The 11,259-nt window shown below is 70.2% G+C and carries 10 protein-coding genes; 5 read left to right on the top strand and 5 right to left on the bottom strand.

The annotated features are described in order from the left end of the window. Window positions 1-150 precede the first annotated feature (150 nt). From EIZ44_RS26725 to EIZ44_RS26710, 4 genes are read left to right on the top strand one after another with little or no spacing between them, the layout of a single operon-like run. The gene (locus tag EIZ44_RS26725; RefSeq protein ID WP_240691428.1) at window positions 151-771 is read left to right on the top strand and encodes a DUF998 domain-containing protein; all 621 of its coding nucleotides are present in this window, start codon (window positions 151-153) and stop codon (window positions 769-771) included. After that, complete coding sequence (locus EIZ44_RS26720; protein WP_240691427.1) at window positions 768-1,007, top strand: hypothetical protein; 240 nt, start codon at window positions 768-770, stop codon at window positions 1,005-1,007. The genes EIZ44_RS26725 and EIZ44_RS26720 overlap by 4 nt, the downstream gene beginning before the upstream one ends. Next, window positions 1,004-1,243 carry a hypothetical protein gene (locus EIZ44_RS26715; RefSeq protein ID WP_240691427.1) on the top strand — a complete coding sequence of 80 codons (240 nt, stop codon included), beginning with the start codon at window positions 1,004-1,006 and terminating at the stop codon, window positions 1,241-1,243. The genes EIZ44_RS26720 and EIZ44_RS26715 overlap by 4 nt, the downstream gene beginning before the upstream one ends. Continuing rightward, window positions 1,240-3,255: a glycosyltransferase gene (locus tag EIZ44_RS26710; RefSeq protein WP_134731893.1), complete on the top strand. Its 2,016-nt coding sequence runs from the start codon at window positions 1,240-1,242 to the stop codon at window positions 3,253-3,255. The genes EIZ44_RS26715 and EIZ44_RS26710 overlap by 4 nt, the downstream gene beginning before the upstream one ends. Window positions 3,256-3,328: 73 nt before the next feature. On the opposite strand, the gene EIZ44_RS26705 is transcribed toward EIZ44_RS26710, so the two are convergent. From EIZ44_RS26705 to EIZ44_RS26690, 4 genes are all read right to left on the bottom strand, one after another. Next, a complete protein-coding gene (locus EIZ44_RS26705; RefSeq protein ID WP_240691426.1) occupies window positions 3,329-6,574 on the bottom strand; it encodes a GH92 family glycosyl hydrolase in 3,246 nt (1,081 codons plus the stop codon). A 624-nt stretch (window positions 6,575-7,198) separates the two neighbouring features. Continuing rightward, window positions 7,199-8,389 carry a sensor histidine kinase gene (locus EIZ44_RS26700; RefSeq protein ID WP_134731889.1) on the bottom strand — a complete coding sequence of 397 codons (1,191 nt, stop codon included), beginning with the start codon at window positions 8,387-8,389 and terminating at the stop codon, window positions 7,199-7,201. Beyond that, complete coding sequence (cseB, locus tag EIZ44_RS26695; RefSeq protein ID WP_134731883.1) at window positions 8,386-9,057, bottom strand: two-component system response regulator CseB; 672 nt, start codon at window positions 9,055-9,057, stop codon at window positions 8,386-8,388. The genes EIZ44_RS26700 and cseB overlap by 4 nt, the downstream gene beginning before the upstream one ends. An 8-nt stretch (window positions 9,058-9,065) precedes the next feature. Continuing rightward, complete coding sequence (locus EIZ44_RS26690; RefSeq protein WP_134731881.1) at window positions 9,066-9,599, bottom strand: hypothetical protein; 534 nt, start codon at window positions 9,597-9,599, stop codon at window positions 9,066-9,068. 155 nt (window positions 9,600-9,754) lie between these two features. Here EIZ44_RS26690 and EIZ44_RS26685 point away from each other — a divergent pair, with 155 nt between their 5' ends. After that, window positions 9,755-10,912 (top strand): DUF418 domain-containing protein, encoded by a 1,158-nt coding sequence (locus EIZ44_RS26685; protein WP_167754288.1) that lies wholly within the window; start codon window positions 9,755-9,757, stop codon window positions 10,910-10,912. A gap of 3 nt (window positions 10,913-10,915) precedes the next feature. Here the strand turns inward: EIZ44_RS26685 and EIZ44_RS26680 are convergent, their stop codons facing one another. Beyond that, complete coding sequence (locus EIZ44_RS26680) at window positions 10,916-11,257, bottom strand: MFS transporter (protein ID WP_205673314.1); 342 nt, start codon at window positions 11,255-11,257, stop codon at window positions 10,916-10,918. Between the last annotated feature and the right edge of the window lie 2 nt (window positions 11,258-11,259).

Genomic DNA, 11,259 nt, shown 5'->3' with positions numbered 1-11,259 from the left:
TTTGTCCGGCTGTGCCGACGGCGAACCGGAGACGCGCGTTCCGGTCCGATCACGGGGCGAAAAGCCCCGGGGTGCGCCGCGGATTCCCGGGGTGCATCTCAGGGTGTTCCCCGATGCCGGGCAGTCACGGCCGCCAGCATGCTGATCGATGTGACCCTCATAACGCGGAAGGCCAAGGCGGCGGCGCCCGCGATCGCTGCCGGCGCGTTGGCTTTCTCGCTGGTGCCGATTCTCCTGTTGCACCTGGTGGCGGCGGGCACGATCGACCCGGTCCGCGACGTCATCAGCGATTACGTCTTCCCACCCGGGGGAGCCGTGCTGCTGGCGGCGGCCTCGCTCGGGCTGGCCGGTGCGTCGTTGCTGGTCCGGCACGCGTTGCTCAAACAGGGGTTGCCGAAACGCAGCCCGGAATCGGTGCTGATCGCGTTGTGGGCGGCCGGATTGGTCGTCGCGACGTTCTTCCCGACCGATCCGACCGGCGTGGAGACGTCGTTTTCCGGTGCGGTGCACCGGTATGCCGGCGCGGCGATGTTCGTGTGCCTGCCGCTGGCGGGATGGTTGCTGGCACGCCGCCGGCCGGAAGCGACGGCGGTGCGCTGGCTGTCGCTGGCCTCCGGCGCCGCTTCGCTCGCCTTTCTGCTGGCCCACGCGCCATTGCTGGAGCAGTCCGTACCCGAATTTCTGGGGTTGTTCGAGCGCGTGCTGTACGCCCTGCTCTACGCACAGCTTTTCGCGGTCGCCGCGACGGCCCGGACCGAGGTGGCCTCATGACGATCCTCGCCATCGCGCTCGCCGTGCTCGGCGCGGTTTTCTTTTCCGCTGGCGCGCTTCTGCAGCACGGTGTGGTCACCGGGCTGCCCGGCCGGCCGCGGATCGGGGAGCTGGTCCGCGCGCCGCGCTGGCTCGGTGGGCTGGCCCTGCTCGGTTCGGGCGCGGGCGTGCACGCGGTCGCGCTGGCACAGCCCTTCGCGATCGCCGCGACGGCCCGGACCGAGGTGGACTCATGACGATCCTCGCCATCGCGCTCGCCGTGCTCGGTGCGGTTTTCTTTTCCGCTGGCGCGCTTCTGCAGCACGGTGTCGTCACCGGGCTGCCCGGCCGGCCGCGGATCGGGGAGCTGGTCCGCGCGCCGCGCTGGCTCGGCGGGCTGGCCCTGCTCGGTTCGGGCGCGGGCGTGCACGCGGTCGCGCTGGCACAGCCCTTCGCGATCGCCGCGACGGCCCGGACCGAGGTGGACTCATGACGATCCTCGCCATCGCGCTCGCCGTGCTCGGTGCGGTTTTCTTTTCCGCTGGCGCGCTTCTGCAGCACGGTGTGGTCACCGGGCTGCCCGGCCGGCCGCGGATCGGGGAGCTGGTCCGCGCGCCGCGCTGGCTCGGTGGGCTGGCCCTGCTCGGTTCGGGCGCGGGCGTGCACGCGGTCGCGCTGGGGATGGCTCCGCTGACCGTCGTGCAGCCGGTCGGGGTCATCGCCGTCGCGATCACCGCGATTCTCGACCGGCGACGGCGGGATTTGCCCGCGGTCGCGGTCACCATGCTCGGCGTCGGGACGTTCGTGACCGTCGCCGCGGGCAGCGCCACGAGCACTGAGGTCGGCGCCGACGCGCAAACGCGGGCGGCGTTGCTGGTGCTGGGGGGCGTGGCGCTGCTGACGCTGATCGGCGCGATCGTCTCGCGTCCGTCGGTCCGCGGACTGTGTTTCGGCGCGGCCGGCGGTGCTGCCTACGGCTTCGTTTCGGTGCTGATGCGCGCGGTTTCCCTCGAAATCCGCGAGGGGACCGTCGATTTCGGCACCGCGGTGTCCGTCGCCGCGATGGTGACGGCGTTGCTGGTCGGCGGCTGGCTCGTGCAGTTGTCCTACCGATGCGGTCCGCCGCACCTCGCCGTCGCGTGCCTGACTGTCGTGGATCCGCTGGTCGCAGTGGGTCTCGGCGCCGGGGTGCTCGGCGAAGCCACGCACCTCGACGCCGCGGCGACCGCGGTCGCGCTCACCGCGGCGGTGCTGGCGGTCGGCGGCGTCGCCGTGCTGAGCCGCGGCAGTTCTTCTTCTGTCCATTCCACCAGATCGGAGCACCCAGTGAACGACGACCTGCCTTTGCGCATCGTGGTCGCCGCCGAGACCTATCCTCCGGACGTCAACGGCGCGGCGCAGTTCGCGTACCGGCTGTCCACCGGTCTCGCCGGCCGCGGCCACGAGGTCCACGTGATCAGCGTCGACCCGGAGGGCCCGGCGCGCACCGAAAGGGACGGCGACGTCGTGGTGCACCGGGTCCGGTCGCACCGCACCCCGTTCCACCGCACCTTCCGGATCGGCCTGCCCTGGGAGGTGAGCAAGGACGTGGCTGCGCTGCTGGAGGAGTTGCAGCCCGACCTCGTGCACGTCCAGGCGCATTTCGTGGTCGGAAGGTACGTGCTGAAGCACGCCGCCGCGATGGGCATTCCCGGGGTGGCGACGAACCACTTCATGCCGGAAAACCTGTTCGGCCACGTGCGAGTGCCGACGTGGCTGCGCGGTGCGGCCTCGCGGTGGGCATGGCGCGACTTGACGCGCGTGTTCTCGACAGCCCGCGTGGTTACCGCGCCGACCCCACGTGCGGTGGAATTGTTGCACGACAACGGTTTCCCAGAGCGAGCGATCCCGGTGTCGTGCGGCATCGACATCGACCGCTACCGGTTGCGCACGGTTTCGCGGACATCCGACGATCCGACGGTGTTGTTCGTCGGACGGCTCGACGAAGAGAAGCGCGTCGACGAGCTGTTGCGTGCGGTCGCGCTCGTGCCGCGCCTGCGTGCGGAGATCATCGGCGACGGTTCTTGCCGCGCGGACTGGGAAAAACTGACTGGCGAACTCGGGATCGCCGACCGGGTGCGGTTCCGCGGTTTCGTGTCCGAAGAGGACTTGCTGGACGCCTACGCGGCCGCGGATCTCTTCTGCATGCCGGGCGTCGCCGAACTGCAGAGCCTCGCGACGATGGAGGCGATGGCGGCAGGGAAGCCGGTGGTGGTCGCGGACGCGATGGCGCTGCCGCACCTGTGCCGTCCGGGGTACAACGGCTGGCTGTTCGAACCGGGCAACGTGGGGGAGCTGGCCGAGCGGCTGCACGCGGTGGCCGCCGACCCGGCGACGCTGGCACGGATGGGGGCGGCGAGCGGCAAGATGATCGCCGGGCACGCACTGGAGTCCACTTTGGATTCGTTCGAGGCGTGCTACGCGGAGGCGATGGGCCGGGTCGCGGCAGTGCCCGCGGCTGCCTGAGACTTCTGGGGGAACGGGGGGGATGGCCGGGTTCGCCGGACTAAGGGGAGGGATCCGGCGAACCCGGCCGGGCTCAGGCCAGGGTGATGGCGTAGAGCTGGACGCGCGGGTCGTTCGGCAGGCTCACCGACTGGACAGTCTTGGCGCTGTCCACTGTGGAGGCGATGCCGAACAACCGCACCGGCGGACCGTCGACCCCGCTGCCCGCCTTGATCCGGTGCGGCATGTCGAGCACGACGGTCGTGCCGGACGGCGTCGAACCGGCCCAGTCGCCGAAGGTCACCGGGAGATCCGCGCTGGTTCCGTCGCTGTAGTGCACGGTCAGCGAAGTGGACACCGGGCCGTTGTGCGACGAGCCGATCAGCTGCACCGCCTGGTGCTTTCCGGCGGGCAGCAGCAGCGATTGCCCGCGTGCTTCCACGAAGTTCGCCGCGGTGCCCGTGGAATCGGCCGCCGCGTAGGTGACTCCATTGTGGACGAAGGTTCCGGCTCGCGGCATCAGGTCGCCGTCGTAACTCCAACCGCTGCCGTCGAAGTTGCCCTCGGTGGACGCCGCGACGGTCGCGGTTCCGTCGTGATTGCGGTCGTGGCCGAGATCGACCGCGCACTGGGTCCCGGACGTCGACGCGCACACCGTCGGTTCCCGGACCTCGATGCTCGCGGTGCGGGTGACGGTATTCGCGCCCGGTCCGGATGCCTTGAGCTGCACCGAATACGTGCCGACTGGCGTGTTCGCCGGAACGGTCACCGTGACCGGCGCGGTCTTCTGCGTCGGCAGCCGGAAAGACCACAGCAGCTGCAACTGGTCGGTCTGCACTCGCCAGCCGGACGGCGCCGATGAGGTCACGAAGACCGGCTGTGCTCCGGGGTTCTGGCCGAGCACGTCCAGGCTCAAGTGGACAGTCTGCGCTGAAGATTGCTGAGGCAGCACTACCGAACTCGGCCGCAGCGTCGCGTCCACGTGCCGACGCAGATCCCCAGCGGATTTGTTGACCGACGGCGGTTCCGTGCCCGGCTGCGTGCCCCAGCGGGACGGTGTCGAGCCGACTTGATAGGCGAGATTGCCGCCGTGCGCGACCGCGGACCAGTCGAGCCAGGTCTGCCGGACGTCCCGCCCGTTGAGCGAAACACTTTGCACATAACGGTTTGCGTCGCTCGCCCCGGGCGCGGTGACGGTGAGCGTGCCTCCCTGCTTGCCCTCGTACTGTCCGATCCGGACGGTCGCCGATTCGAACTGCGGACTGGACACCGCGAGGAAGTTCGCGCCGCTCATCGTCGGGTAGAGGCCGAGCGAGGAGAAGACGTACCAGGCGGACATCGTGCCGAGGTCGTCGTTGCCGGTCATGCCGTCCGGTCCGGTGGTGAACAGCGTCATCGCCGCGCGGACGACGGTCGCGGTCTTCGCCGGCGCGCCGACCCAGTTGTACATGTACGGGGAAAGCAGGTCGGGTTCGTTGTTGGGGTTGTAGGTGGCCTTGGCGTAGTAGTCGTACGGGCTGGCGATCCAGTCCTTGCGCGCGGTGCCCGCCGGGTCCTTGAGCAGGTTGTCGTAGGCGAAGAAGGAGTCGAGCCGCTTTTCGGTCGCCTGCTTGCCGCCCATCAGGTCAGCGAGCCCGGCCGGATCCTGCGGGACCAGCCATTGGTACTGGTAAGCGCCGCCTTCGTGGAACTGGTGGTCGGCGTCGACCGGGTTGTACGGCGTGAGCCAGGTGCCGTCGGTGGTGCGCGGCCGGAACTGCTTGTCCGCGGTGTTCCAGACGTTGCGGTACCACTGGCCGCGGTCGGCGAACATGCGCGCGTCGGCCTGGTGGCCCAGACCTTTGGCCATCAACGCGAGCGCGGCGTCGGCGGCGGAGTACTCCATGGTCGCCGACGTCGGATGCTCGCAGTCGTTGTCGCCGCCCTTGGCCGCGCAGTCCTTGCCGAGGGTGAGGCCGCTCGGGATGTAGCCGCGGTCGTTGTAGAAATTGACGCCGGAACGCCCGTTGTACGGCGAATCGGCGGGTGGCGTGCTGGTCGCGTTCTTCTTGAGCAGCGCGTACGCCTCGTCCTCGTGCCCGGCCAGCAAGCCCTTCGACCAGGCTTCGACAAGGAACGGCGTCACCGGGTCGCCGGTCATGATGTTGGTTTCGCTGCCCGCCAGCGCCCATCTCGGCAGCCAGCCGCCGTCGCGGCCGATCGCCAGCACGGACAGCGCGACGTCGCGCGCCACCTGCGGTTCCAGCATTTCGAGCAGCTGGTTCTGCGGGCGGTAGGTGTCCCAGAGGGAGAAGTTCTGGTACGGCGTGTAGCCGTTGGCGCGATGGACGTTGCCGTCGAAACCGGCGTAGTCGCCGCTGATGTCGCCAGCGAGGTTCGGGTGCAGTTGCGCGTGATACAGCGAGGTGTAGAAAGCGGTCTGCCGTTCGGTGCTGCCGCCGCTGATCTTGATCGCGCCGAGCCGGTCCGCCCACTGCTTGCGCAATGCGGCGCGGGTGGCGTCGAAGTCGTAGCTGTCGCTGGTTTCCTTCGCGAGGTTGTCCCGCGCGCCGGCGAGACCGGTGTAGGAGAGCCCCACCTTCAGGACGACATCGTGGTCAGTGGCAGCGTCGAAGCTGACCCACGCGCCATTGCCGCCGGTGCCCGCGGCGTCGCGGCTGCCCGCGGTGCGGGTGGTGCCGCGCCAGGTCCCGTAGGAGGCGAAAGGACGGTCGAAAGTCGCGGTGAAGTAGACGGTGTGCTCGTCGTGCCCGGTGCAGAAGCCGCCCGCGCGCACGCGACCCTCGAGGGTCCGGTCGCCGACGACGTGGATCTCGGAATCCTTCACCGACTGGTTCGCCTGGCCGGTGTTGAACAGGACGTTCGCCTGACCGGTCGACGGGAAGGTGTAGCGCTGCCATCCGGTGCGCGGGGTGGCAGTGAGCTCGGCGTTGACGCCGTACTTCTTCAGCCCGACGCGGTAGTAGCCGGGTTCGGCCTGCTCGTCGTCGTGGCTGTACTCGGATTTGTAGGCGTTCTTGTCGACGGAATCGACGGCGCCCGTGGTCGGCATGACCGGCAGCTCGCCCATCACGCCGCAGCCGACGCCGGAGAGGTGGGTTTGGCTGAAGCCGTAAATCGAGTTCTGCTGGTAGTCGTACCCGCCTTGGCCGCCGGTGTCGGGGCTGACCTGGACCATGCCGAAGGGCGCGCTGGCTCCGGGGAAGGTGTTGCCGAAGTTCTGCGTGCCGACGAACGGATTGACGAGCGACACCGGATCCGCCGTCGCCGCGCCGGCGGTGGCGGCCGTGCCGGACAGCAGCCCGGCGACCACGAAGCCCGCCGCCGCGACCGCGGTCACCCGTCTCTTCTGCGACCACATGGACGCGCTACCTCCAGGGCTGACAACGTTGTCATCATGCGAACCGGTGCGGAGACGACCGGCTGGTGAGCAGCTTGTCATCCCGGAGGGGGTTTGAGAAGGCCGACAACCGGACAGCTTCCGCTCCCCGCCGGAGGTCCGTGAGGGTTCCCCTCACGGCTTTCGCTTCCGCCGGTGTTCGTGAGGGGCCCCTTCACGGCTTCCGGTCCCGCCGGTGTTCGTGAGGGGCCCCTTCACGGCTTCCATTCCCTCCGGTGTTCGTGAGGGCCACCCTGACGGCTTTCGCTTCCGCCGGTGTTCGTGAGAGCCGCCCGGACAACTTCCGCTCTCCGCCGCCGTCCGTGAGGGGAACCCTCACGGAATCAGATTCCCGGAGGGTGGCCCTCACGGACGTTCGCCGGGCCTGGCCGCCGCGAACCTCGCCGGACTCGGCTGCCGAGAATGTTCACCGGGCCCGGCTGCCGCGAACCTCGCCGGGTCTGGCTGCCGCGAACCCTGCCGGGCCTGCCCGCCGCGAACGTTCAGCGGGCCTGGCCGCCGCGAACCCCGCCAGGCCCAGCCGCCACGAAGGTTCCCCGGGTCGCCCGCCGCAGGAGAACTCCGTCAATCACCGCTCGATCCGGGCGACTCCGGCAGCCGCAACACCGCCCGCGCCCCGCCGCCCGGCAGGTTCCCGAACTCCAGCTCCGCCCCCAGCACCCGCGCCTGCGCGACCGCGATCGTCAACCCCAGCCCGTGCCCGCCGCCCCGGGAGTCCGCGCCGGTCCGGAACCGCGCGGGTCCCTCGCGAAGCAGCACCTCCGGATACCCGGGCCCGCGGTCGCTGACCACCACACACCGGCCCGTCACCTCGACTGTCACCGGCGGGGCCCCGTGCTTGGCCGCGTTCGACAGCAGGTTCGCCAGGATCCGCTCCAGCCGCCGGGGGTCCGTCCGCACCCGGACCGCGGTCGGCGCCACCGCGTCCGGCACCCGCCGCCGGACGAACTCCGCCAGGTCGAGTTCCGCCAGCTCCGCCCGTTCGGCGGCGGTGTCCAAGCGAGCCACCTCGAGCACGTCCTCCACCAGCGACCGCAGCGCGGCGACCCGGTCGCGCACCAGCTCCGCCGGACGCCCGGGCGGCAGCAGTTCGGCCGCGGTCACCAAGCCGGTCACCGGAGTCCGCAGCTCGTGCGCGATGTCCGCGGTGACCCGTTGCTCCGCGGCCAGCCGTGCCTGCAAGGCATCCGCCATCGCGTCCACCGCCTGCGCGAGGTCGGCCGCTTCGTCGCGCGGGCGCGGGCCGATCGCGTCGCGCACCCGGGCCGGAGCCCCGTTCGCGACGTCCCGGGCGGCGTCGGCGGCCCGCCGCAGCCGACGCGCCATCCCGGCGCCGAGCACGACGCCCAGCAACGCCCCGGCGACGGTCACCACAGCCGAACCCGCCAGCAGTTCCCGGTCCAAAGTGGCCAGTGCCTGCGTTTGCGCCGCGTAGCTGACCCGTACCGAGACGACGTGCCCGCCGGTTTCGGCGGCTGCCCACAGAACCGGTCCGTCCAAATAGGTCGCTCGGTTGCCGCCGCGCACCGCGTCGCGCAGGGGAGCGGGCAGGGCCGGATCGTCGAGCTGGCCGTCGACACCGGGATTGCGCAGCAGCAGCTGGATCCATTCGTCCTGCGCGCGCCGGGCCTGGTCGGCTTGTGTACGCGCGAATTGCTGGTGCACCAACAAACTCAGCGTCAAAGCGACGGCGGCCGACACGAGGGTCACCGCCGCGGTCAGCCGCCACCGAAGCGTGGCCGGGAAGAGTTTCACGGCTCGGAGCGGAGCTTGTATCCGAAGCCCCGCACGGTTTGCAGCCGCTCCTGGCCGATCTTCACCCGCAACCGCTGCACGTGGACGTCGACCACGCGCGTATCGCCGCCCCACGCGTAATCCCACACACTCGCCAGCAGCGTGTCCCGGCTCAGCACAGTGCCGGGCGATTCGGCGAAACGCAGCAGCAGCCGCAGTTCGGTCGGGGTCAGGTCCACCGGCTGCCCGGCTCGGCGGACGTCCAGCCCGGCGCGGTCGATTTCAAGGTCGTCGAAGCGGACGAACGCGTCCTCCTCCGGCCCAGACCAGCCGCTTCGCCGCAGCACCGCCTGGATCCGCGCGATCAGCACCGAGGTGTCGAACGGTTTGGTGACGTAGTCGTCGGCACCGGCTTCGAGCCCGAGCACGACGTCGACCGAATCGTCGCGGGCGGAGACCATCAGCACCGGCACCCGGCTCTCCTCGCGGATCCGGCGGCACAGGCTGACGCCGTTGAGCCCGGGCAGCATCACGTCGAGCAACGCCACGTCCGGCGGCTGCGCGCGGAACTGTTCGAGCCCGGCGAGCCCGTCCGCGGCCGTCGACACCCTGAATCCGGCGCGTTCGAGGGCGAGCTGCGTCGCCTCCCGGATCACGTCGTCGTCCTCGACGAGCAGTACCTGCGTCATGTCCCCTCTCACTCCGGCGAGAAACGGTTGCCGGTCCAGCGGTAGCGGGCGACCCCGTTGTTCGGCCCGGTCGCCGACATCGTCGCCAGCTGTCCGTCGAGCACAGTCAGCATCGCGCCGGAGTTCTCCAGCTTGAACAGCTGTTTCCCGTTGACGGTGTAGACGTAGCCGCCGAGGTACGCGCTGACCGGCACGCCTGTCGCGCCGCTGCTGCCGGTGCCGGGAGCGCCGACCGCGCCGCACGGATACACGTTGACCACGACGTCGACCTCGCCGGTCAGCTCGTGGTAGGCGGCGCTGACCGGATACGACCCGGCGATGGGACCGTGCGGACACGGTCGCAGCGCTGCCTTCGTCCTCGCGCTGACCGTGGGGTCCGCGCGCAGCAGGGCGACCGCGTCCACGCTCGGGCCGTGCGGGTTGTTCGCCGGTGCCGGGGCGGCCGCTGCCGGCGGAGCGGGGCCGGCGACGCGCACACCGTCCACACCGGAGCAAGCGGTGAGCGACAGCACCGCAACCGTCGCGACCGCTGTCCTCCGCATGCCTTGCACAGTAGCCATTTTGCCGTCCGCGCGCCGCTCGGGAAGCGCTGTTACCAGACCGATGGGTTTCCTCCGGGCCACCGCAACGCGATTCCCGGCGGCCGGTGATGCGCCGTTCCTACCTTGGCCGGGTACTGGCACGAGAGAGGAGTCCGATGAGGACGGAAGCGGTGCGGGACCCGGCGGAGACCCGGGTGCCGAAGGGACGGCTGCTGGGCGTGGACGCGGTGCGCGCGCTGGCGATCGTCGGGGTGTTCATCGAGCATTTCTTCGCCAGCGGCTGGCTGCACGGCGGCCCGCCCGACCAGGCTCCCGGGTTCCTGACGTGGCTGAACATGCAGACGTCGTCGCGGGCGATGAGCCTGTTCGTGCTGCTGTTCGGGCTGTCCGCGGCGTTGATGACCGGCGGCGCGGCCCCGTACGCCGGGAACGAACGGTGGCGCGCCCGCGGCAGGCTCGCGATCCGCGCGGTGGTGCTGTTCGTGCTCAGCCTGGCGATCGACGAGTACGGCATGTCGGTGATCGAGTACTACGCCGTGCTCCTGCTCCTCCTGCTGCCGCTGACCCGGCTGCGCGCGCGGACGTTGTTCGTTCTCTCCGGAATCGCTGTTCCGGCAGTGACGCTTTACGCGTTCTGGGTGTTCAATTCCCATTCCGATTGGCTGCGCTCCGGTGCTGAGACTGCGAGCGGCCTAGCGATCTTCGCCCATCCCGAGCAGTGGGGCGAGTTCTTCAAGGGAATGGTGCTGTTCGGCGGCGGTTTCCAGGTCGCGTACGGCCTGCCGCTGGCGTTGGCGGGAATGGCGATCGGCCGCCTCGACCTGCGTGCGCATCAGGTCCGGGTCCGCTTGCTGTACACCGGTTTCGTGCTCGCCACCGCGTCGATCCTGGGTTCGTGGATCGCGACCTACCCGCTGGGCGGAGCCGACGCGATCGCGACGACCCCGCCGCCCGGAATGCCGTGGCAGGTGCTCCTGGCGATGCCGACCGACGGTTCGCTGTACGCCACCAGCCCGCTCGGCATCGTGCTCATGATCGGCGTCGCGATGGTGCTGCTCGGCGGCCTGCTGATCGCCTTGGACCGCCCGCTGGGCCGCCGCGCCCTGTGGCCGCTCGCCGCGGCCGGCGGGATGGCTTTCACCTGGTACGCGGCGCATTTCGCGGTGTTGAAGCTGGTGCCGAAGCCGTATTCTTTCGTGTTCCTGGCGACGGTGGTCGCGGTGATGCTGGCCGCCTCCGTCGTGTGGCGGCATTGGCGTCCGCGGGGTCCGCTGGAGTGGCTGGTGCACCGCGCGACGTTGCTCGTGCCGTGAGCTTCAGCGTGCGCGGGGTCCGGCGGTTTCGCGGATCCCGCGCAGCACGGTGACGAGGGTGATGACGGCGGCGAGCATGATGTATAAAGCTGGGGAAAGCTTGTACCCGGTGGCGGCGACGAGCCAGGTCGCGATGTACGGCGCGGTGCCGCCGAACAGCGAAACCGCGATGTTGTACGGAATCGCGATCGCGCCGGAGCGGATGCGCGGCGGGAACAGCTCGGCCATCGCCGCCCCCGCGGCTCCGTCGTAAGCCGCGATCAGCAGGCCCAGCACCACCATGCCGACGACGGCGAGCACCGGATTTCCCAGCGACATCAGCAAAAGCGCGGGCCAGGTCAGCACGA

It is taken from the genome of Amycolatopsis nivea (assembly GCF_004522235.1).
Taxonomy (GTDB): Bacteria; Actinomycetota; Actinomycetes; order Mycobacteriales; family Pseudonocardiaceae; genus Amycolatopsis; species Amycolatopsis nivea.
This window is presented reverse-complemented; position numbering and strand designations above follow the sequence as displayed.